Below are 22,980 nucleotides of genomic sequence, written 5' to 3'. Positions count from 1 at the left end.
CGTGCCCGAAACCAAGACGCTCACGGCCGCGCCCCGGCACGACGTGAAGGTCACCACAGCCCTCCGCCGGTTCGCGATCTCGATCTCGATCCTCAACATCGCCGGGTACACCTTCCTCGGCTTCGAGCAGCCCTGGCTGTGGCCGTTCATCGCGGTCCTCACCGCCTACGTGGTGGAGATCGCGCTGGAGGCCATCAGCGCCCGCGGTGAGAAGCGGGCCCCCCGCTACGCGGGCGGCGGGTTCAAGGGACTGGTCGAGTTCCTCTTCCCCGCGCACATCACCGGCCTCGCGGTGAACATGTTGACCTACGTCAACGACCGCGTCTGGGTCATGGTCTTCGGCGTCATCGTGGCCGTCGGCACCAAGTGGGTCCTGCGGGCTCCGCTCAAGGGGCGCATGCGGCACTACATGAACCCGTCGAACTTCGGCATCGCGGTGATCCTGCTCCTCTTCCCCTGGGCCAGCATCGCTCCGCCCTACCACTTCACCGAGTACCTGTACGGGCCCGCCGACTGGGTCCTCCCGGCGATCATCCTGACCCTGGGCACCATGCTGAACGCGAAGCTGACCGGCCGTATGTGGCTGATCATGGCCTGGCTCGTCGGCTTCGTCGTGCAGGCCGTCGTCCGCGGTCTGGTCATGGGGACCTCCATCCCCGCGGCGCTCGGCATGATGACCGGGGTGGCCTTCGTCCTCTTCACCAACTACATGGTCACCGACCCCGGCACCTCGCCCTCCAAGCGTTCCTCCCAGATCGCCTTCGGAGCCGGCGTCGCCGCGATGTACGGGGTACTGACCGCTCTCGGCATCGCGTACGGCATCTTCTTCGCCACGGCCCTGGTGTGCCTGATCCGCGGCGGCTACCTGTGGGGCCTGCACTTCCTCGCCAAGCAGCGCGAGACAGCGATGCGGCAGGCACCCCCGGTGGCCGCGTCCCGGGAGCAGGAGGGCTCTCCGGTCGAACAGTTCGCGCCCGCCGCCGGGCCCGCACCGGCGGAGGCCGCGCCGCGACCGGCGATGGTCGTGCTCTCGGGCGACCCCTGCGAGGACGGCACCTGCTTCCACGGCAAGTGCGCGGCCGAACGAGCGACGAAGAAAAAGACGGCGGTGTCCGTATGAGCCGCATAGCCATCGTCGGGGTGGCATGCACCTACCCCGACGCCACCACGCCCCGAGAACTCTGGGAGAACGCGGTCGCCGGGCGGCGGGCCTTCCGCCGGCTGCCCGACGTCCGGATGCGCCTGGACGACTACTGGAACCCGGACCCCACGGTCCCCGACACCTTCTACTCCCGCAACGCCGCGGTCCTGGAGGGATGGGAGTTCGACCGTGTCGCCCACCGGATCGCGGGCAGCACCTACCGCTCCACGGACCTGACCCACTGGCTCGCCCTGGACACGGCGACCCGGGCGCTGGCGGACGCGGGCTTCCCCGGCGGCCAGGGCCTGCCCGGGGAACGCACCGGAGTCGTCGTCGGCAACACCCTGACCGGCGAGTTCTCCCGCGCCAACGGGCTGCGCCTGCGATGGCCCTACGTACGCCGGGTGCTCGCCGACGCACTCAAGGGGCAGGACTGGGACGACGACCGCCTCGGCACGTTCCTCCAGGGGGTGGAGGCCGCCTACAAGAAGCCGTTTCCCGCCGTCGACGAGGACACCCTCGCAGGTGGCCTGTCCAACACCATCGCCGGCCGGATCTGCAACCACTTCGATCTGAACGGCGGGGGCTACACCGTCGACGGGGCGTGCTCCTCCTCGCTGCTGTCGATCACCACCGCGGCCACCTCGCTGCAGGGCGGCGACCTCGATGTCGCCGTCGCCGGCGGCGTCGACCTGTCCATCGATCCTTTCGAGATCATCGGCTTCGCCAAGACCGGCGCGCTCGCCCGCAAGGAGATGCGGCTCTACGACCGCGGCTCCAACGGCTTCTGGCCCGGTGAGGGCTGCGGCATGGTCGTGCTGATGCGCGAGGAGGACGCGATCGCCGCCGGGCGCCGCGTCTACGCCTCCATCGCCGGCTGGGGCATCTCGTCCGACGGACAGGGCGGCATCACCCGCCCCGAGGTGAGCGGTTATCAGCTCGCGCTGTCCCGTGCCTACGAGCGGGCGGGCTTCGGCATCGAGACCGTGCCGCTCTTCGAGGGCCACGGAACCGGTACCGCTGTCGGCGACGCCACCGAACTGAAGGCCATCATGGGCGCCCGCGCCCAGGCCGATCCGCAGGCTCCCAGCGCCGTCATCAGCTCCATCAAGGGCATGATCGGCCACACCAAGGCGGCGGCGGGGGTGGCCGGCCTGATCAAGGCGGTGATGGCCCTGGACTCCGCGGTGCTGCCCCCCGCCATCGGCTGCGTGGACCCTCACGAACTGCTCACCGGCGAGTCCGCGAACCTGCGGGTACTGCGCAAGGCGGAGTTGTGGCCGGAGAACGCCCCGCTGCGCGCCGGGATCACGGCCATGGGATTCGGCGGGATCAACACCCACGTCGTCCTCGACAGGCCGGCCGCCCCCGGGCGCCGCCCGGCCGCCAGCCGCCGGACCACGCTGCTGGCCAACTCCCTCCAGGACTCCGAACTGCTGCTCCTGGACGGGGAATCGCCCGAAGCGCTGGCCCAGCGGCTGACGCGCGTGGCCGACTTCGCCGCGCAGGTCTCCTACGCGCAGCTCGCCGACCTGGCCGTGACGCTCCAACGGGAACTGCGCGAGCTCCCCTACCGGGCCGCCGTCGTCGTCACCTCGCCCGAAGACGCGGAGCTCAGGCTCCGCAACCTCGCCCGTACCGCCGGGACCCACGCGCCCGAGGACGGCCCGGTCTTCTCCTCGGACGGCCGCACCTTCCTCGGCAAGGCTCTCGAGAGGGCTCGCATCGGCTTCCTCTTCCCGGGGCAGGGTTCCGGAACGTCCACCACCGGAGGCGCACTCGCCCGCCGCTTCACCGAGGCGGCCAACGTGTACGCGCGCGCCGGCCTGCCCACCGCCGGGGACATGGTCGCCACCGAAGTCGCCCAGCCGCGCATCGTCACCGGTTCGACGGCGGGTCTGCGGGTGCTGGACTCGCTGGGCGTCGAGGCCGACATCGCGCTCGGTCACAGCCTCGGCGAGCTCTCCGCCCTCCACTGGGCGGGCGCGATGGACTCCACCACCCTGCTGGAGGCCGCACGCGTCCGCGGGGCAGCCATGGCCGAGAACAGTGCCGCGGGCACGATGGCCTCGCTGACCGCCACCCCCGAGGAGACCAGGCTCCTCGTCGAAGGGTTCCCCGTTGTGATCTCCGGGTACAACGGGCCCCGGCAGACGGTGATCGCGGGAACCGTCGAGGCCGTGGAGAGCGTGACCGATCGGGCGGCGGCCGCGGGAATCGCCTTCACCCGCCTCGCCGTGTCCCAAGCCTTCCACTCGCCTCTCGTGGCTCCGGCCGCCGACGCCTTCGGGGACTGGCTCGCCGGCGCGCGACTGGGCAGCACGGAGCGCCGCGTCGTCTCCACCGTCACCGGCGCCGAACTGGAGACCGACACCGACCTCGCCGAGCTCCTGCGGCAGCAGATCACCGACCCGGTGCTGTTCACCCAGGCGGTCCGAGCGGCGGCAGACGAGGTCGACCTGTTCGTCGAGGTCGGTCCCGGTCGTGTCCTCGGCGCTCTGGCCGCGGGCGCCACCGAGAAGCCCTCCGTCGCGCTCAACACCGACGACGAGTTTCTGCGCAGTCTGCTCCAGGTCGTCGGAGCCGCCTACGTGCTGGGTGCCCCGATCGTCCACGAGCGGCTCTTCAACGACCGGCTGACACGGCCGCTGGAGGTGGGGGCGGAGTTCCGCTTCCTGGCCAGCCCCTGCGAACAGGCACCCGAGTTCACGCTTCCCGCCACTGCCCGAGGTCCGCTCCAGGAGTCCGACGGCGACACGGCCGCGGACGCCGGGAGTTCGGCAGGGCAGTCGGCGTTCGACGTACTGCGCGCGCTGGTCGCCGAACGCGCGGAGCTTCCACTCGAGCTGATCGACGAGAACAGCAGTCTCCTCGACGACCTGCACATGAGTTCGATCACGGTCGGCCAGATCGTCAACCAGGCCGCCGTCCAGCTCGGTCTCGCCGCCTCCCACATCCCGACCAACTTCGCCACGGCGACCTTGGCCGAACTGGCCACGGCTCTCACCACCCTGGTCGAGACCGGCGGCGACACCCCGGCGGCACCCACCGTGACGGGCGCCGCCCCCTGGGCCCGGCCCTTCTCCGTCGACCTCGACGAACTGCCCCTCCCCGACGCCGTGGCGGACAAGAAGGGCGGCACCTGGGAGCTGTTCACCACCGACGAACACCCCTTCGCCCGTGACGTGCACCGCGCTCTGGAGAACGCCGCGGTCGGCTCCGGGGTCCTGGTCTGCCTGCCGCCCGGTTGTGCCCCGGAGCAGCTCGAAATCGCTCTGGACGGTGCCAAGTCCGCTCTCGCGGGCGAGCCGGAACGCCGATTCGTCCTGGTGCAGCACGACCGGGGGACAGCCGCGCTGGCCAAGACCCTGCACCTGGAGGCGCCCCACCTGCGTACCACCGTCGTCCACACCCCGGTGGCCGACGGGGCCGCCGACCGGGTCGCCGACGAGGTCGCCGCGACCACCCGCTTCAGCGAAGTGCACCTTGCCGAGGACGGCAGCCGCCGGGTGCCCGTACTCCGGGCGCTGCCCTTCGCACCGGAGCGCACCGACCAGGTGCTGGGTGCCGATGACGTCCTGCTCGTCACCGGCGGCGGCAAGGGCATCACCGCCGAATGCGCCTTGGCTGTCGCCGGGCGGACCGGAGCGGCTCTGGCCCTGATGGGCCGCTCCGACCCCGATCAGGACCAGGATCTCGCCGCGAACCTGCGGCGGATGCGGGACAGTGGCGTACGGGTCGGCTACGCGGCTGCCGACGTCACCGACCCGGTGCGCGTCGCCGAGGCGGTCGCCGAGCTGACCGGGACCCTGGGTCCCGTCACCGCCGTTCTGCACGGGGCGGGGCGGAACGAGCCGACCGCGCTCGCCGGGCTCGACATGGCCGCCGTCCACAGTACGCTCGCTCCCAAGGTCGACGGGTTGCGCAATGTGCTGACCGTGGTCGGCGAGGAGAACCTCAAGCTCCTCGTCACCTTCGGCAGCATCATCGGCCGGGCGGGGCTGCGGGGAGAGGCGCACTACGCCACCGCCAACGAGTGGCTGGCCGGCCTCACCGAGGACGTCGCGCGCCGCAACGCGGGCTGCCGCACACTGTGCATGGAGTGGTCCGTGTGGTCCGGCGTCGGCATGGGCGAGAAGCTGTCCGTCGTCGAGTCGCTCTCCCGTGAGGGCATCGTGCCTGTCTCGCCCGACCAGGGCATCGAGATCCTGCTCCGCCTGATCGCCGATCCGGACGCCCCCGTGGTGACGGTGATCAGCGGCCGCACGGAAGGCATCGAGACCGTGCGGCGTGAGCAGCCGCCGCTGCCGTTGCTGCGCTTCACCGGTGAGCCGCTCGTGCACTACCACGGTGTGGAGCTCGTCACCGAGGCCGAGTTGAACGCCGGGACGGACCTCTACCTCTCCGACCACCTTCTGGACGGCAACCTGCTGCTGCCCGCGGTGATCGGCATGGAAGCCATGGTCCAGGTCGCCTTCGCGGCCACCGGGCGCGAGGGCGTGCCGGTCATGGAGGACGCGCGGTTCCTGCGTCCGATCGTCGTACCGCCCACCGGCAGGACCCGCATCCGGATCGCGGCCACCGTCACCGGCTCCGACACCGTGGACGTGGCCGTCCACGCGCAGGACACGGGCTTCGTGGCCGAACACTTCCGGGCCCGGCTGATCTACGGCAGCGACGCCGTCCCGGACGGTCCCCCCGACTGGGCGAACCCGGACGTTCCGGACGTCCCTCTGGACCCCGCGACCGACCTGTACGGAGGTGTCCTCTTCCAGGGCGAGCACTTCCAGCGGCTGCGCCGCTTCCACCGGGCCGCCGCCCGGCACGTCGACGCCGACGTGGCGGTCGCCGGACAGTCCGGCTGGTTCGCGGGCTTCCTGCCGGGCACGCTGCTGCTGGCCGACCCGGGGATGCGGGACGCGCTGATGCACGGCAACCAGGTGTGCGTCCCCGACGCGACCCTGCTGCCGTCCGGCATCGACCGGCTGTACCCGATGGCCGCCGGCACCGGCCTCCCCGAAGAGGTCCGCTACTGCGCCACCGAGCGCTACCGGGACGGCGACACCTACGTGTACGACATCGCGGTACGCACACCGGACGGCACCGTCGTCGAACGGTGGGAGGGGCTCACCCTCCACGCCGTCCGCAAGACGGACGGGTCCGGGCCGTGGGTCGCGCCGCTGCTCGGTTCCTACCTGGAACGGACCCTGGAGGAGGTGGTGGGTGCCCGGATCGGCGTCGCCGTCGAACCGGACCTGCCCGACGCCGGACAGTCCACGGCCGAGCGCCGCGCCGCCACCGCGCGGGCCGTCGCGCGGGCACTGGGCGCGAGCGCCGAAGTGCGCTACCGGCCCGACGGCCGCCCCGAGACCGACGGCGGGAGACACCTCTCGGCGGCACACGGCCCGGGGGTGACCCTCGGCGTCGTCTCCAGCGCGACCGTGGCCTGCGACGTCGAGGCGGTCGACATCCGCGGCACCGCGGAGTGGGAGCGACTGCTCGGCGAACACACCGAGCTGGCCGCCCTGGTGGCCAAGGAGACGGGGGAGACCCCGGACACCGCGGCGACCCGGGTGTGGAGCGCGGCCGAATGCCTGAAGAAGGCCGGGCTGATGGCCGGGGCACCCCTCACCCTGCTCCCGCAGACGAGGGAGAGCTGGGTCGTGCTGGCCGCGGGCGGACTGCGGATCGCCACCTTCGTCACGACCCTGCGCAGCACGCTGGAACCGGTGGTCTTCGCCGTCCTCACCGACGGCGCGGACGACACGGGCACTTTGGACGCGGGACGGACACGGCCATGACGTGTCCCGCGGGCCGGGCGGAGGGGGCGGTGCGACGGCACACGGCCGCCCCTTCCGGGGCAGGTACCGACGGAGCCCGGGTGGTCCGCGCCGCCGCGCCGGTCCGTGTTCCCCGACCGGTCCTCGTCCCCTCACCGATCCCCGACGTGCCGGCCCGAGCGCCGGCTCACTGCACGGCCGGGTCCCGGCCGCCGGCAGGGAGGCAGACATGAGCCTGTTCGCCGCTCCGATCGTGGAGCCCGTCGACCTGACGGACCGAAAGCAGCTGCGAGGGGTGTTCGCGGCATTCCCCACCGGCGTCACCGTGGTGACCGTCGGCGGGAGGGAACCGCGCGGGATGACGGCCAACTCGTTCACCTCCGTCTCGCTCTCGCCGCCGCTGGTGCTGGTCTGCGTCAACAACGACGCCCAGATGAAGCAGAGCCTCGACCTCGCCGCCACGTTCTCCGTGTCGGTGCTCGGCACCGGGCAGGAGGCCGTGGCCCGGCACTTCGCCGACCGGTCGCGCCCCGCCGGTGCCACCCAGTTCGACGCCGTCGACTGGGTGCCGGGCGAGCAGTCCGACGCGCCCCTGATCTCCGGTGCGGCGGCGCACCTGGAGTGCGGGAAGTGGCGGGTGTACGAGGGCGGCGACCACACCATCTTCCTCGGCGAGGTGCTCACCGCGACACGCCGGCCGGCCCGTGAGGGCCTGCTGTTCTCCGGCGGCGCCTTCCGCCGGTTCGCACCCGAACACGCCGAAGGCAGGGCGGCATGAGGATCGACCCGCCCGGCCCGCCGGTCCGGGCGCTGCCGGGCCTCCTGAGGAAGCTGGCGGTCGACCGCCTCGGCATGATGCGCGACGCCGCCCGCCTGGGGGACGCCGTCCGGGTCTCCATGGGGCCCAAGAAGCTCTACATCTTCAACCGCCCCGACTACGCCAAGCACGTGCTGGCCGACAACAGCGCCAACTACCACAAGGGGATCGGTCTCGTGCAGGCCCGCCGGGTCCTGGGCGACGGCCTGCTGACCAGCGACGGAGAGGTGTGGCGCCGTCAGCGCAGGGCGGTGCAGCCCGCGTTCAAGCCCGGCCGCATCAACCAGCAGGCGTCCGCGGTGGCCGAGGAGGCCGCCAAGCTGGTCGCACTGCTGCGCGGCCACGAGGGGGGCGGTCCCGTCGACGTCCTCCAGGAGGTCACCGGGCTCACCCTCGGCGTCCTCGGCCGTACGCTGCTCGACTCCGACGTGACCGCGCACGACTCCCTTGCGCACGCCTTCGAGGAGGTCCAGGACCAGGCCATGCTGGAGATGGTCACCCAGGGCATGGTGCCCAGCTGGCTCCCGCTTCCCCCGCAGGCACGGTTCCGGCGGGCCCGCCGGGAGCTGTACCGGGTGGCCGACCTGCTGGTGGCCGACCGCACCGCGCGGATGGCCGACGGCGAGCCGGGCGACGACGCGCTCTCCCGGATCATCGCGGCGGCCGGGCGGCCGGGGGAGGCCCCCGACCGGGTACGCCGGCGGCTGCGCGAGGAACTGGTCACCCTGCTGCTCGCCGGGCACGAGACGACGGCGAGCACGCTCGGCTGGACCCTGCATCTGATCGAGCGTCACCCCGAGGTCCGCGACGCGGTCCGCGCGGAGGCCCGTGCCGTCCTCGGCGACCGGGTGCCGGACGTCGACGACCTGCATCGGCTGACGTACACGACGATGGTGGTGCAGGAGGCGATGCGGCTGTACCCGCCGGTGTGGGTCCTGCCCCGGGTCGCCCAGCGGCGCGACGAGGTCGGCGGATACGCGGTGTCGGCCAAGGCGGACGTGCTGATCTGCCCGTACATCATGCACCGCAATCCGAGCCTGTGGGACGCTCCGGAGCGCTTCGACCCCGGGCGGTTCGAACCGCAGCTGGTGGCGACCCGCCCCCGCTACGCGTACATCCCCTTCGGCGCGGGGCCGCGCTTCTGCGTGGGCAGCAACCTCGGCATGATGGAGGCCGTGTTCGTCACGGCCCTGGTCACCCGCGACCTGGACCTGCGCACCGTGCCCGGCCATGACGCGGTGGCGGAACCGATGCTCTCGCTGCGGATGCGGGGCGGGCTGCCGATGACGGTGCATCCGGTGAGCTGAACCGCGCGTGCGCGCGGACAAGGGACGGGCGGGTCGTCAGGGGGCGGCCCGCTCCCTCTGTTTGCCGGCCACGTCCAGGAGCGCGAGGAGTATCGGCGAGTCGAGTATGTCCTGCGGGCGCAGGACGACCTCGGCGGGCTGCGGCAGGGCGCCGGGCACCACCGCGACCGGGCCGTACCGCCCGACCGAGAGCAGGCCGGGGGCGGGGTGCCCGAAGAGTTCGCCCTCGTGGCCGTGGGGCACGGAGTGGCACAGGACGTACCAGGTGCCGCCCGGGACGTCCTTCAGCGCGAAGGCGCCCGGACCGTCGAGGACGCTCCAGCGCGCGGGCCGGCCCTGGCGCACGCAGGACGGGAAGAGCCCGACGAAGACCGGACCGGGTGCCGTGCCGGGCGGGAAGACCACCCGGCCGCGCAGCGAGAGGCTGTGTGCCACGGCGGACGGGGCCGACGCGGGGGAGGCGACCTCCGGTGAGATACCGCCGAATTCCCGGTAGGCGCTCGGCGAGAGTCCGACACAGGTTTTGAAACGCGAACTGAACGTGCCCACGCTGCTGTAGCCGACCTGGCAGCTGATATCGGCCACACTCATGCCGCTGTTCACCAGAAGACTTTTCGCTTCCTGTATCCGCAGAGCGGACAGGAAACGGCCCGGCGATGTCCCCGTCACTTCCTGGAAGAGCCGGGTGAAGTGGAATTTGCTGAACATCGCGGTGCGCGCCAGGTCATCGATCTTCAGTTCCTGCGCGAGATTCATCTGCATATAGCGGATGACCCGGCGGACAGCCTGCTCGGTGGTGGTCGTGGTCACCGTATCTCCCTGGGATGGCGCGGCGTCAACGCCGAGTTGGCTGAGTCGCGTGCAGATCCGTGCCGCGGGGTACGCCGGCGTGCTTGCGCCGGGACATGTCCTCGGCGAACCGGCGCCAGGTGTCCGAGCAGTGCCGGGCGATCTCGGCTATGGACTCGGTGGCGTGCGGGGGGACGGCGTCGGCCCGCTTGTGCCATGCCTCGTCGACGACGAAGTGGATGTGCAGCCAGCGGATGAAGTCGCGCCCGGCGTCCGACTGGCGCAGGGAGGGGTCGTTGGCCAGCCTGCGCAGGGTGTCCAGGGGACTGCGCGCGCGGGGGGAGACCGGACGTCCCCCCGGAGCGGGGGCCGCGGGTGCGACGGGGGTACCGGAACCGTCCCGCGGGCCGTCCTTCGCGACGGGCGCGGCTCCCGGCGGGGGCCCGCTCTGACGGCTGGGCGGGACGGGGTCCTCACCGCGCAGGAGCCGGCGCCGCACGTCGTGCGCGGTGCCCAGGGAGAGACCGGTCTTCCTGACGACGGCCCGTAACGACAGGTCGGGGTCGCGCGTCATGAGCTCGGCGGCGTGGATGCGCTCGGCGGTCCTGTCCAGGGGGTGGGTCTTGCCGTCGGTGCCGGTGCGCGTGTTCAGCGGGGGAGAACCCGCGGCTGAACGCACCCGGACCGAGGCCACGGTCTTCGCGTCGAGGCCCGTGCAGGCGGCCACCGCCCGGTCCGACATGTGCGGGCGGGAGGCGAGGATGCGCCCGGCGGCCGCCTTGCGTTCGGCCACCGACAGGGGCAGTCCGTGCGCGATGTTCACCGTCACCGTGCGCAGGAAGACCTGGTCCTCGGGTCCGTCGAAGTACTGCACCTCGACGGTGTCGAGGTCGAGGAGCACGGCTGCGCCGATGCGGTGCATGCCGTCCACGACCCGCAGGGTGGAGCGGTGCACGAGTACCGGCGGGAGCGAGGCGTAGACGGCCGAGAGACGGCGTACGTGCGCCTGGTCCACGCCGTTCAGGCGAGGCGAGTCCGCGGGGACCAGGTCGCCGATCCGCACGCGGTGCGTGGAGTGCTGCGGCACGGGCTTCGAATCGCCGGCACTTTTCACTGTTCCCCCCAGACACGAGACCGAGATGAACTTCCGCATGCGGGCTGACCGGCGCAGATGAATTGCGCATGCGGCTGAGGAATGAGTCCGGATACGGAGCCTATCGACCGTGTGCCGGATACAGAGAAATCAGCGGAACAGACGTTCCTACTCTGGGTAGTTCAATTCCCTCTCGCTGATACTTCGGGCAGTTGCCTGAACGCGGCACCCCGTCATAGCTTTCCAACACGCCGCAAGGGCGTCCTACTCCGAACCGATCGAATGGAGGATGAGTTGAGTAACCACGACACGCACGTGGAGGTCGGTGGCGATTACCGCACCCTTACTCTCGAAGCGTTCGCGGACACCATCGTCCCCGGGGAGAAGCGCTGGGCCGGAGACCGTGCGATCGCCGGTGTCGCCACCGGCGGCGGCGCGGTCCAGGCGGGTGCGCTCGAACTGCTCGCCTGGGACGCCACCGGCATCCACGACGGACTCGACGACCTGGCGCGGCTGCTCAACGGCCACACGGAGGACTACGCCAAGGAGCGGGACCTCACGCTCGACCAGGACGTGCCGCCCTTCGTGTCCCTGTCCTACGAGGACCGGGCCGCGCTGATCCTGCGGCTGACGAAGCCCGGTCATCCGGAGAAGGAGTTCTGGGTGCTGCTCTCCCTCTTCTGCAACATGTCCTTCGACTCGGCCGCGCACCTGCCCACCGCGCAGGCACTGGCGGACGGCCACCCCGGGCTCGAGGCGATGGGGCTGAGCCATCCCGACGCGGACGGCCTGTGGCGCTTCAAGGACTTCGGCTACGGCCGCGCGTTCGCCCGCCTCCACCCCGACACCACCGCCTCCGGGAGCCCCGCATGAGCAGCACGGCCGAGCGCACGGACGTCCTGGTCATCGGCAGCGGCTTCGGCGGCGCGATCACCGCCTACCACCTCGCCGCGGGCGGCGCCGAGGTCACCGTCCTGGAACGGGGGCCATGGCTGGAGAGCGGCGACTTCGAGCACGACTACAAGCTCGGCTCCTCCTACACCCGGGCCTTCGACTTCACCGTCGGGGACGGCATGAGCATCCTGGGCGGGAACTGCGTCGGCGGCGGCAGTGTCGTGTACTTCGCCGCGATGCCCCGCGCCCCTCGCTTCGTCTTCGACCGGCAGGGCTCCATCGGCCGCCGGATGTGGCCCAGCGCAGTCAGCCGCGACACCCTCGACCCCTGGTACGACCGTGTCGAGGAGTCCCTGTCCGTCGCCAAGCAGGACTGGAACGATGTCAGCTACGCCGGTGGCCTGTGGGCCGCGGCCTGCGACCACGCCGGCCGCACCGCCAACCCGCTGGCCGTCGCCATCGACAACTCCAAGTGCGTCAACTGCAACTGGATGATGGCCGGCTGCCGCTTCGAGGCGAAGCAGTCGCTGCTGGTCAACTACCTTCCGGCGGCCATCGCCCACGGCGCGCGGATCCGTCCCCTGCACGAGGTGCAGCACATCTCGCGCACCTCGGACGGCGACTACCAGGTGCACTACAACGTCGTGCACGACGAGGACTACCGCCTCCAGGCCGGAAGCGGAGTCATCGAGGCGAAGATCGTGGTCATCGCGGCCGGAGCGGGCGCCACCCCGGTCATCCTCCAGCGCAGCGAGCAGCACCTGGGCACGATGCCCAGGGCGGTCGGCCGCTACTTCTCCGGCAACGGAGAGCGGCTGAACACCGCCATCGTCGACGAGGCGAAGGCGGCCGCGCTGTTCGGCCTCGACCGCGGCGACGGACTGGCGTACGGCGCCAACCAGATCGGCAAGGGCCCCACCGTGGCCAGCTGGGACAAGCTGGACGGCTCGCTGCCCGAGTACTCCCGCTACTCCCTGGAACAGCTCTACTTCCCGCCGGGCCTCGGCACGATCCTCGCCCAGGTCCCCGGCGCCACCGGGCCGGCCTGGTTCGGCAAGGAGAAGAAGGAGATCCTCAGGAAGTGGACGTCCTGGCTCACGATCTTCTCGATGATCGAGGACGACAACGAGGGCGTCTTCGGCCCGCCGCCCGCCACCGGTAACGCGCACCGGATCTCCCAGCAGATGCTCGGCCGGGGCAACCTCCGGTACGAGCCGACGAAGAACACCCTGGCGGCCTGGGCCGCCTCCGACGCCGAGGTCAAGGAGATCCTGGAGAAGGACGGCCTGGCCGAGGTCATGCCGTGGACCAACGACCTGGTGGGCGCCTACACCGTCCACCCCCTCTCCTCCTGCCGGATGGGCGACGACCCGCACACCTCCGCACTGGACGACCGCAACGAGCTCCGCGGCCACCCGGGGATCTTCGTCACCGACGGATCCGCCGTCCCCGGCGCACTGACCGTCAACCCGGCGATGACCATCGCCGCACTCGCCGAGCGTGCCGTTCCGGGTATCGTGCGGGCCGCTCAGCGCAAGGGGGTCTCCGTCACCTACGGCGCCCCGGCCCCCGACGGTTCCGTCGCCGGCCGCAAGAAGGCCCTGCCGCTGCTGGCCACGCCGGCCCGCAGCTGACCCCCGGACCTGCCCGCACCCGCCGCGGACCCGCACACGTTGCCCCCCCCAGGCGGTGGGAAACCGCCCCCGGGGGGACACCTCCGGCCAGTGGGTTGTTTCACGCAACTCGACGCGGGACCCCGGCCCCGACGACCTACGGATGACGACGAAGGACACAGACCATGACCAAGACGACAGCACCGGACTACTTCGAGTACAGCCACACCGTCGGCTTCGAGGAGACGAACCTCGTCGGGAACGTGTACTACGTGAACTACCTGCGCTGGCAAGGTCGTTGCCGCGAGCTCTTCCTCAAGGAGAAGGCGCCGGCGGTCCTGGCCGAGGTGCAGGACGACCTCAAGCTCTTCACGCTCAAGGTGGACTGCGAGTTCTTCGCCGAGATCACCGCCTTCGACGAGCTGTCGATCCGGATGCGGCTGTCCGAACTGCGTCAGACACAGCTGGAGTTCACCTTCGACTACGTCAAGGTGACCGAGGGCGGCGGCGAGACCCTGGTGGCCCGGGGCCGGCAGCGGATCGCCTGCATGCGCGGTCCGAACACCGCCACCGTCCCCTCCCTCATCCCGGACGCGCTGGCGCGGGCCCTGGAGCCGTACGCGGCCAAGGCCCGCCCCCCGGCCGGCCGCGCCGCCTAGCCCGACCCCTGCCTGGTGAGTTGCTTCACGGAACCCTCCAGGACCCCGCCACGGTCCCCGGGGCCCCGCCACGGACGGCCCCTTCTTCCGGACCGGTGAGTTGCTTCACGAGACCCACCGCACGAGACCCACCGCACAAGACCCACCGCACGAGACCCACGTCATGAGAACCCCCTCCCTCCCAGCCCGAGGAGCAAGAAGATGACCGCCCTGAACGACGTGCTCAAGGACCTGGCCGCCGACATCGACGAGGTCGCCCGGCTGGTCGAGAACATCGGCGACGACGCCTGGAACACCCCGACCCCCGCCCCCGGGTGGAGCATCGCCGACCAGATCGCGCACCTCACGTTCGTCTTCAACCTGGCCCGGACGGCCGCCGCCGAGCCGGAGAACTTCAAGGCCGTCACCGCCGCCGCCGCGGGCAACTTCGACGGGGCCGTCAACGCCGCCCTGAAGCAGTTCGACGGCCTCTCGCCCGAGGAACTGCTCGCCCGCTTCCGGGCCCAGGGGCAGGCGTCGGTCGAGGCGCTCGGTGCGGTGCCGGCGGACACGGTCGTGCCGTGGCTGGTCAACCCGCTGCCGCCGGCCGTGCTCGCCTGCGCCGGGATCATGGAGCTCTTCGGCCACGGGCAGGACATCGCCGACACACTCAAGGTCCGCAGGGAGCCCACCGACCGCCTCCGTCACCTGGTCGGCTTCGCCTGGCTGACCCGCGACTTCGGTTACGAGGCGCACGGGCTCACCCCGCCCGCCGAGCCCTTCCGCTTCGAGCTCACCGCACCCTCCGGCGAGGTGTGGTCCGTCGGCCCCGCGGACGCGACGCAGACGGTCAGCGGTCCCGCCCACGACTTCGCCCTCCTGGTCACCCGCCGCCGGCACCGCGACGACCTGGCCCTCACCGCGCGGGGCGCCGACGCGGAGCAGTGGCTGGACATCGCCCAGGCATACCGGGGCCCGCACGGCGAGGGCCGGCAGGCGGGCCAGTTCACCGACCTGGCGGAGTGATCCGGGGCGGGAGCCCGGGACAGTACCGGCGGCAGCCCGGACCGCCGGGGCCCCGGGCCCCGGGCTCCGGACCGCCGGACCGCCCGGGCCCCGGGCCCCGCCGCTCCTTCCCCGCCCGAGCCGTCGAACCGCCAAGGAGGACACCATGACCAGCACCGGCCTGCGGCGGGTGACGGTGATCGGCTGTGGAGCGGCCGGTACGTCCATCGGGCTCGCGCTCACCCGCGCCGGAGTCGATGTGACCCTGGAGGACCAGGACCGGGACGCCCTGGACCGCGCCTGCCGCGCAGGGGCCGGGAGAGAACTGACCCGGGCCGCACCGGCCGCGGACCTCGTGGTGATCGCCACCGGCCCCGACACCGTCGTGGACGTGCTCTACACCGCCCAGGTCCGCGGACTCGGCCGCGCCTACACCGACGTCGCCGGGACCAAGGGGCTCATCTGCGCGGAGGCCGAGATGCGCGGATGCGACCTGATGGGGTTCGTCCCCGGGCACCCCCTGGCGGGGGAGTGGTGGGGGGCGGGCCCCGGCGGGCCGCGGGCGGACCTGTTCGACGGCCGGCCGTGGATCCTGTGCCCCTACCCGACGGGCCGGCCGGAAGCCCTGGAAGCGGCCGGCGCGCTGGTCACGCTGTGCGGAGGACGCCGACGGGAGATGACGCCCGAGGAACACGACGGGGCCGTCACCGCGCTCGCCCACGTGCCCCGGCTCGTCTGCTCCGTGCTGGCGGCCCGGCTCACCGGTCTCGACGGCCTCGCCGACGAGGCCCTCGGCCTCGCCGGTGCCGGGCTGCGGGACGCGGTGCGCCTCGCGGGCGGCGGGCGCGGGGGGTGGGGCGACGTCTTCGCGCACGACCCGGAGGCGGTGGCCGACGGGGTGGACCGTATCGCCGGGCAACTGTCCGAAGTCGCCCGCGCGCTGAGGAACCTCGGCGGTGACGGAGCTGCCGTGCTCACCGGAATCCTGGCCCGCGCGGACACCGGCAGGGCTGCCCTGAACACAGCGGCGCCGGACGGGGGCCCCGGGGCGCCGGCCGCAGGGGAGCCGGCCACCGGGCAAGCGGCCGTAGGACAGGACGCGGGTCGGAACGGAGCGAGTCCGGACGGCGCCACCCAGGGCCTGCCCGCGCAGCCCCCGTCGCGCCGCACACACCACGTGCCGCTGCGGTCCGGCAGGCCCGCCGGACCGGTCCCGCGCATCCAACGCTTCGCCGGCTGACCCGCCGCCGCGCCCCCCCCGTACGTGGGGCCGTCAGGGGGAGGCGGGCGCGGTGGTGAAGCGGCGGCCCAGGAGCAGCGCGGTCGACAGCGCCGCCCACGACGTCAGCTCGATCAGCTCCCGGTCGGCGGGGTGTCGTTCGCGGAAGGCCAGAATGTCGGCGTCGGTGACCTGGTGGCAGGCGAACGCGGTCAGCAACGCCAGCCGGGCCGTGGGGACTTCGGGTGCGGGCAGGCCGGCGACGGCCTCGTCCAGCCAGACGCGGCCCAGCCCCATCGGACGGCCCCCCCACCGGGCGAGATGGATGTCCAGGCACTCCCGCACCCCCTCCGGTACCCAGCGCGCCGCGCTCTCCACCGCGCCGGCGGCCCGGCCGAGCGCCGCCGCCACCGTCCTGTTCGGGGACGCCCACGCGAGACCGTCGGGCAAGGGGGCGTCGGGCAGCAGGTCCAGGGAGGTGCCGGGCCGCAGCGGGCCGGGGCCGTCCGGGCGCATCGCCCTCGTCGCCGTACGCAGGATCGGGCCGCGCAGGAACCCGGGCGCCTGGTCGGGCACCGGGGAGCCGGCGAGGTAGATGCTCACCATGCGGTTGATGTAGTGGAAGGTGACGGCCACGCCGTAGAGCTCGGGAGCGGCCGAGGGACCGAACGGCGCCGGCGGCGAGGGCTCTCCCGGCACCGGGAGAAGCCCACTGGAGCGGGCCCAGGTGCCGAGCGCCCCGGAGCCGGCGTCCGGCCGGTCGGAGAGCTCCCGCAGCGTGGCCCGGTGGACGTCCACGCAGTACGGGCAGGAGTTGGCCCGCGACACCTCGGTGGCGACGACCTCCTTGGCCGCCCGGCCCACCCGCCCCTCGACCAGAAGGATCTCCCGCAGCAGCAGCCAGCTCGCGGCGAGCACCTCGGGAGCGGGCGAATGCAGGGCCAGCGGCGGGGCGAGCACCCCGAAGTCCCGCTCGATCTGCGTGTACACCCGGGCCACCTGCTCCCCGGCGCCGCGCGGAGCGACGGCCCGTACGTGCCGCACGTCCTTGAGCGCGTTCCGCAGCACAGCTTTGACGACCGGCCTCACGTCAAGCACCTCCTGGCTCACGCGCAGCCCTCCTTGGGACAGCGCTCACAACGGATCACCTGCGCGGCGGCTGCCGCTGTCGGCGTGCACGGCCCACTGCGGGCGGGTGGGCGATCCTCCCCGGCTCCACCGCGCGCCGCATCCTCCGGACTGCTCGGAAAGGGCCACCGGTCAGGCCGCGCGCGCCGTTCCGGCTGTCCGGTGCTCCGTGCCGGGCCCCTCGGTCCGCCGTGCGCCGGGCGGGCCGGGCAGGGCACGGATCCGCTCCACGGCGGCCGGCGTGGAGCGGGCCTCCCCGGTCTCCGCCTCGTCGGGGGCTGTGTCCGGCTCTGTGTCCTGCTGCTCGGGCCGTTCCCAGGGGCCGGGGCCGAACACCCCCTTGGCGATGCACATCCGCACCAGCGCCGTTGCGGCGCTCTGCGCGGTGGACGCGGTGTAGGCGGTGGAGGCGCGCGCCGTGGCGGCCATGACGACCGAGGCGGGGGTGTCGCCGTCCGGTGCGGGGGCCGGCGGGCCGGACGCCGGATCGCGGGCCCCTTCCAGGGGTCCTCTTGGGCTGTCGCTCATGTCCGCCCCTCCCTCTTCTCCGTCGGGCTTCTCCGTCGGGTCGCGCCTCACGGTGAGCAGGGGGCGCGGTACGGCGCGTCCGGGACAGACCATTCTCAGCCTCGCCCCGGCCCGCCGCGTCTCCTTCCGTGCGCAGTCGGACTGGGCCGCAGGGGGCCGGGCGGGGCGCTCCCGGGGCGGTCCGGCCGGCGGCGCACCTCAGTAACCGGCGCCGGCGGCGCAGTCGCGGTCGGTGCCTATGTCAGCCAGGGCGCAGAGCACCATCGGCGGGTGTTCCGCGAGTCGCCGCAGCAGATGCGGCCACCAGTCCGTGCCGTAGGTGGCGTGGACGCGGCACGGGCGGCCGCTGTCGCGGTAGCGGCGCAGGAGCAGAGGCTGCACCCCGTGGAGCATCTCTATCTCGGAGACCCGGTCCAGGAGGCCGCTGCTTTCCGCCGCGGCCAGCACCTCCGGGTCCTGGGTCGCCAGGCTCAGCCGTACGCCGCGGTCCACCAGCCGGTCCGCGAGCTCCAGGTAACGGTCGTCCAGCGCCGGCCCCCGGTCCAGGGCGACCTCCGGCGCCTCCCGGAACGCCCCCTTGACCAGTCGGACCGGCAGGCGCGGCCGGGCCACGGCCGCCGCGTCCTCAGCGGTGCGGTGCAGCTGTGCCTGGAGCGTGATGCCCAGGTTCTCGTACCGCCCGGCGAGTTCCCGGTGCACGGCCAGCACGGCGTCCACGGTGGGGAAGCGGTTCATCGTCAGGACCACGTCGCTGCCCCGGGCCGCCGCGGCCGCCGCGATGCGGCCGGTGTTCACCACGGCCAGTTCGTGGGAGACGTCGAGGCCCGCGCCCGACAGGTCCAGGCCGAGGCGGTCGGGGGCCGACGGACGGGCGAGCAGGGCCAGGTACTCGCCGACGAACTCCTCGGCGTAGGCGGGATCGTCCCGCTCCCCGGCCGGGCCGGCGTACGCGGCGGCCACCCGGTAGCCCTTGGCCCGCAGCTCCTCGGTCCGCTCCAGGAAGGACGTCAGTTCCGAGGCCACGACATAGCGCCGGGCGGCGGGGGCGAGGACGTCCCGCAGCGCCGAGCCCGCGGGGGCGAAGGCCGCGCGGGCCCGGGGGTCGGCCGCCAGCCTGCGCAAGCCCTCGGCCGCCGCCTCGAACAGGGCTCGCTGGGAGACTTCTTGGGACATGACGTGGCGCCTCGGCAATCTTCTCCTGGGGGCACGGGCGGGGCCGGCCCTGTCGTGGGCACGCGGCCCTCTTCCCGTACGGGGTGCCCCGGATGCGACGGCCGCGGACTCACAAGCCCCGCTTGGCAAATACATGACAGAACTGCCGTCGTCGGTGAGGCGGCGGCGGGGTGGAACACTCCGCCGCACCGGGCGACCGCCACCGTCCCCCGCTCTGGAACCGGGGTTCGGCCTCCCTCATGGAGCCGCCGATATTTCCAAGCATGGGCAAGACGTTGCCAGTTGTTCGGTACGCATGGCAATGCCGGAGGGCCGCCTTGGCGCGGGTTGGGCAGGTGCCGGGCGCGGAAGGGCGGCCTGCGGCGGCGCCGGGGCAGGCCGAGCGGACGGCGCCGGGCCGGGAGGAGCGGAGGAGGGCGCGGGGCTCGCGGCTGCCGGGGCCGGGTGCGTGGTGCGGGTCAGACCTTCGTTCCGGGGGTCTTGCCGCGCGTCTTGAGCAGGCACTCCGCCGCGAGTCGCCAGATCGTCGCCGCGAGGTCGATGTTGGAGGACTCCTGGGCCTGCAGGGCGAGCCGCTGGAGCCCGGCCATCCCCGCGTCCTCGTCGCCCTCCAGGATGCGCAGCTGGTTGTCCATGACGTCGAGCCGGATCCGTCCCCGGTAGGACATCCGCCGTTCGCTCCGGCCGAGCCGGTCGAGCAGGGCGCGGGCGTCCTCGTACCGGCCCTCGTGGAAGGCGAGATGGGTCTTGAGCGCGGTCAGTTCGTGCTCCATCGCGGAGGTCCTGGCGAAGGGCAGCCCCGCCTCGGCGTCCTCGATGTACCGCTGGGCGGCGTCGGGCTCGGGCGGGAACTTCTGCAGGTGCAGATCGGCCGCGGTGAGCCGCAGCCGCAGCCACAGGGTCAGGTTCTCCCGGCTGGCGAACCGGTCGAGGGCCTGTTCCAGAAGCTCCTGGGCGGGCACGAAGTCGCCTTGGCGCACTCGTACGGCGACCACGGTCCACATGGCCTCGGCCCACAGCGCGTCACTGCGGCCCTCGACCAGGACGGCCAGCTCGTCGGCGTGCCGCCGGGCATCCGGCAGCCGGCCGGCCTCGGCCTCCACGGAGACCAGCACGAGCAGGACCGCGGCCAGGTCCTGCTCGGACAGCCCGTTCTCCAGGGCCAGGCGGTGGGCGGTGGTGGCCGCGTCGACGGCCGGAGCGATCTCGCCCGCGGTGCGCAGCGACCGGGCGAGCCGGGTCAGGGCCCTGGAGCGCAGCTCGGCCAGGCCGATCTCCTCGCTGAGCGCGACGAGGTCCTCCAGGTAGGCGCGCTCGGCGGCGTTCTCGCCGTGCCGGCGCTTCCACTGGGCGAGCAGCCACAGGGCCTGCCAGCGCAGCATCGGGTCCTGCGCCTCTGCCGAATCCAGCGCCTCGGCGAGCAGCCTGCTGGTCTCGTCCGAGTCGAGGGAGGTGGCGATCGACAGGCTCTGCGCCAGCGAGGTGGCCCGTGACTCCTCGAACTCCACGGGCTCGATGCCGAGTCGGCCGGCGAGGTGGGCCACGGCACGGTCCGTGGGCTGGCGGGCGCCCGACTCCAGACGCGAGAGATATCCGGTCGACATGCCGTCACCGGCGAGGACGGCCTGCGAAAGGCCCCGCTCGGTCCTCAGCTGCCTGAGACGACGGCCGAAGGATGGCTGCTCCAGCACGTGATTGCCCCCACGGTGGATGGACTACGGACATTCCAGCCGGATCGTTTGCCGCTGTTGTGTCACAATTTTCATACCAAGTGTGCCAGATGGTACTCGCGACGCGTCCCTTTGGCGATACGGGCACTCTCGCGGCCTGAGCGTCCTGGTCAAGAAGGGCCGCTCGACGCCTCCAAGGACTTGGTAATCATTAAGGCAAGTTATTGTCAACTTGTCTGCCCGTGGCGTACGCTACTTGGCAACATGGGCGGTGCAGACATGCGCCCGGCCACCATCGTCCGATGAAGCCGTAGGAGTGGCGTAAATGACCTGTGACCGCTCTGACGCCACAGCTGCGTCGCCTCTCACCGCCCCGGCCGCCCCGTACGGGGCCCCCGGGCCGGGACACCTCCAGCACCCCGACCCGGCCGCCGACGTACGGGAGTTCATGCTCCGGGCGTGGAGCGAGCTGCTCGGCCGATCGGACCTCACCGACCACTCCGACTTCTTCGTCCGCGGCGGTGACTCGCTGCTGATCAACCGTCTGGTGCGCCGCATCGGCATGGAGTTCGGCGTCCGGGTCCCGCTGCACGACATGTCGTGGCGCAATCTGGGCGACCAGGTCGCGCTGGTGCACAGCGCGCGGACCGACGAGCTGCCGGGAGGGCGCGGCCGGGCACCGGCCGACTGCCCGATGTGAGAGGACCGCACGGTCCCAGCAGTCATCCGCGGCGAGGCCGCGCCCCGGCAGCCGAGCCGGGCGCGGCCTCGCCGTCTGCGTCTGCCCGGGGCCCCGCGGCCGGGTGGTGCCGGGTGACCCCTGACGGCCAAGATCCCGCCGACACTGGCAAGTTGCCTAAGTTTGGAACATTCTTGCCAACGCGGCACCGGCTCACTAGCTTCAGCCCGGACGAACACGCGCGCCAGACCCGACGGCCGACCCATGAGCGGCCGAAGGCATGTCTTACGAGCCGCATCCGGCCCTTCGGGGCCGCCGACCCCGCACGGAGGCCCCCATGCGCACCACCCCGACCACAGCCCCGCACGACGCCACCTCCGGCCTCCCGGCCTGCTCCGGCGGCCCGGTCGGCTCGGGCGGTTCCGGTGAGCTGGACTGGCCGTAGGCGATGGCCCGGCTCCGGCACGGCACCACACTGCGGCCGGCGCCGCGGCGAAGGCCCCGTACCACGCGCCGCAGACCCTTGGACCTTTGACCAACCGCGATCAGGGAGCTTCAGGATGGGCGGCACACCGCGGCAGTGGGGCGAGGAGCTGGTTCCGGACCAGAGCGGACGTACGGCGGTGATCACCGGGGCGGGCTCCGGCCTGGGCCTGGAGACGGCACGGGCCCTCGCGTTCCGCGGCGCCCGGGTGGTGTTCGCCGTACGCGACGTGGACAAGGCCGCCGCGGCGGTCTCCCGGCTCAGGGCCTCCTCGCCCGCCGCCACACCGGTCCTGGTCCGCCTCGACCTGGCGGACCAGGCATCGGTACGGGAGGCGGCGAAGGAACTGAACGACCGCTTCCCCGCCATCGACCTGCTGATCAACAACGCGGGCGTGATGTGGACGGAGCGGAGCCGTACCGCCGACGGGTTCGAGCTCCAGTTCGCCACCAACCACCTGGGCCACTTCGCGCTCACCGGCCTTCTCCTTGACGCGCTGCGCGCCCGTCCCGGCGCACGCGTCGTGACCATCGGCAGCTACCTGCACAAGCTGGGCCGGATGCGCTTCGACGACCTGAACTCCGAGCGCGGCTACGGCAGATACCGGGCGTACAACCGCTCCAAGCTCGCGAACCTGATGTTCGCCCTGGAGCTGCAGCGCAGGCTCGCCGCGTCCGGCGCGGATACCCTCTCGCTCGCCGCCCACCCCGGCCTGGCCGCCACCGGACTCGGCAGGAACATCCCCGGCGCCGTGCGGACGCTCACCCGTCCGCTCGCCCCGCTGTTCCTCCAGCCGGCCCGGCTCGGCATGCTGGCCGGGCTGCGCGCCGCCACCGATCCCGGGGCCCGCGGCGGCGAGTTCTACGGCCCGCTCGGCCTGACCGAGACCAAGGGCCCGGTCGGTCCCGCACGCCCCGGCCGCTCCGCACGCGACCCGCGGGCCTGGGAGAGGCTCTGGGCGGAGTCCGAGCGGATGACGGGCGTCGCCTACGACTTCTGAGACGGCCTGACGCGCCTTCGGC

At 72.6% G+C, this 22,980-nt stretch carries 17 protein-coding genes; 11 read left to right on the top strand and 6 right to left on the bottom strand.

Going from position 1 to position 22,980, the window contains the following annotated elements:
- Position 1 precedes the first annotated feature (1 nt).
- From AMK10_RS35170 to AMK10_RS35155, 4 genes are all read left to right on the top strand, one after another.
- Positions 2-1,120 (top strand): enediyne biosynthesis protein, encoded by a 1,119-nt coding sequence (locus AMK10_RS35170; RefSeq protein WP_073753630.1) that lies wholly within the window; start codon positions 2-4, stop codon positions 1,118-1,120.
- A complete protein-coding gene (locus tag AMK10_RS35165; protein WP_073753628.1) occupies positions 1,117-6,942 on the top strand; it encodes a type I polyketide synthase in 5,826 nt (1,941 codons plus the stop codon). The genes AMK10_RS35170 and AMK10_RS35165 overlap by 4 nt, the downstream gene beginning before the upstream one ends.
- A gap of 208 nt (positions 6,943-7,150) precedes the next feature.
- Entirely contained in the window at positions 7,151-7,699 is a 549-nt protein-coding gene (gene sgcE6, locus AMK10_RS35160; RefSeq protein WP_073753626.1) for an NADH-dependent FAD reductase SgcE6, read from the top strand.
- Positions 7,696-9,045, top strand: coding sequence for a cytochrome P450 (locus AMK10_RS35155; RefSeq protein WP_073753624.1), 1,350 nt, complete (start codon positions 7,696-7,698; stop codon positions 9,043-9,045). Before sgcE6 ends, AMK10_RS35155 begins: the two co-directional genes overlap by 4 nt.
- Before the next feature lie 36 nt (positions 9,046-9,081).
- On the opposite strand, the gene AMK10_RS38375 is transcribed toward AMK10_RS35155, so the two are convergent.
- Positions 9,082-9,855 carry a helix-turn-helix domain-containing protein gene (locus AMK10_RS38375; RefSeq protein ID WP_241839790.1) on the bottom strand — a complete coding sequence of 258 codons (774 nt, stop codon included), beginning with the start codon at positions 9,853-9,855 and terminating at the stop codon, positions 9,082-9,084.
- A gap of 25 nt (positions 9,856-9,880) precedes the next feature.
- Positions 9,881-10,921: a transcriptional regulator gene (locus AMK10_RS38370; RefSeq protein WP_241839789.1), complete on the bottom strand. Its 1,041-nt coding sequence runs from the start codon at positions 10,919-10,921 to the stop codon at positions 9,881-9,883.
- Between the two features lie 300 nt (positions 10,922-11,221).
- On the opposite strand from AMK10_RS38370, the gene AMK10_RS35145 reads away from it, so the two are divergent.
- From AMK10_RS35145 to AMK10_RS35125, 5 genes are all read left to right on the top strand, one after another.
- Positions 11,222-11,800, top strand: coding sequence for a DUF5987 family protein (locus AMK10_RS35145; protein ID WP_241839787.1), 579 nt, complete (start codon positions 11,222-11,224; stop codon positions 11,798-11,800).
- Positions 11,797-13,455, top strand: a complete 1,659-nt coding sequence (locus AMK10_RS35140; RefSeq protein WP_073753620.1) for an FAD-dependent oxidoreductase — start codon at positions 11,797-11,799, stop codon at positions 13,453-13,455. The genes AMK10_RS35145 and AMK10_RS35140 overlap by 4 nt, the downstream gene beginning before the upstream one ends.
- A 164-nt stretch (positions 13,456-13,619) precedes the next feature.
- Complete coding sequence (locus AMK10_RS35135) at positions 13,620-14,093, top strand: acyl-CoA thioesterase (protein WP_073753618.1); 474 nt, start codon at positions 13,620-13,622, stop codon at positions 14,091-14,093.
- Positions 14,094-14,294: 201 nt separating this feature from the next.
- Positions 14,295-15,098 carry a TIGR03084 family metal-binding protein gene (locus AMK10_RS35130; protein ID WP_073753616.1) on the top strand — a complete coding sequence of 268 codons (804 nt, stop codon included), beginning with the start codon at positions 14,295-14,297 and terminating at the stop codon, positions 15,096-15,098.
- 145 nt (positions 15,099-15,243) lie between these two features.
- Positions 15,244-16,317, top strand: coding sequence for a prephenate dehydrogenase/arogenate dehydrogenase family protein (locus AMK10_RS35125; RefSeq protein ID WP_073753614.1), 1,074 nt, complete (start codon positions 15,244-15,246; stop codon positions 16,315-16,317).
- A gap of 33 nt (positions 16,318-16,350) precedes the next feature.
- On the opposite strand, the gene AMK10_RS35120 is transcribed toward AMK10_RS35125, so the two are convergent.
- The 4 genes from AMK10_RS35120 to AMK10_RS35105 all read right to left on the bottom strand — a co-directional run bounded on the left by AMK10_RS35120 (position 16,351) and on the right by AMK10_RS35105 (position 20,816).
- Complete coding sequence (locus AMK10_RS35120; protein WP_241839786.1) at positions 16,351-17,406, bottom strand: carboxymuconolactone decarboxylase family protein; 1,056 nt, start codon at positions 17,404-17,406, stop codon at positions 16,351-16,353.
- A gap of 150 nt (positions 17,407-17,556) precedes the next feature.
- On the bottom strand, positions 17,557-17,952 hold the full coding sequence (locus AMK10_RS35115) for a hypothetical protein (RefSeq protein ID WP_143195005.1): 396 nt from the start codon (positions 17,950-17,952) through the stop codon (positions 17,557-17,559).
- A gap of 198 nt (positions 17,953-18,150) precedes the next feature.
- On the bottom strand, positions 18,151-19,125 hold the full coding sequence (locus AMK10_RS35110) for a proline dehydrogenase family protein (RefSeq protein ID WP_073753610.1): 975 nt from the start codon (positions 19,123-19,125) through the stop codon (positions 18,151-18,153).
- 458 nt (positions 19,126-19,583) lie between these two features.
- A complete protein-coding gene (locus AMK10_RS35105) occupies positions 19,584-20,816 on the bottom strand; it encodes a helix-turn-helix domain-containing protein (RefSeq protein WP_073753608.1) in 1,233 nt (410 codons plus the stop codon).
- Between the two features lie 304 nt (positions 20,817-21,120).
- Between AMK10_RS35105 and AMK10_RS35100 the strand changes: the two genes are divergently transcribed.
- Positions 21,121-21,495, top strand: a complete 375-nt coding sequence (locus tag AMK10_RS35100; protein WP_073753606.1) for an acyl carrier protein — start codon at positions 21,121-21,123, stop codon at positions 21,493-21,495.
- A 539-nt stretch (positions 21,496-22,034) separates the two neighbouring features.
- Positions 22,035-22,958, top strand: coding sequence for an oxidoreductase (locus tag AMK10_RS35095; RefSeq protein WP_073753604.1), 924 nt, complete (start codon positions 22,035-22,037; stop codon positions 22,956-22,958).
- The last annotated feature ends 22 nt before the right edge of the window (positions 22,959-22,980 follow it).

Source organism: Streptomyces sp. CB02058, assembly GCF_001905505.1.
GTDB lineage: Bacteria > Actinomycetota > Actinomycetes > Streptomycetales > Streptomycetaceae > Streptomyces.
Note: the sequence above shows the minus strand (reverse complement) of the source record. Positions and strands in the feature narration are given on the sequence as shown.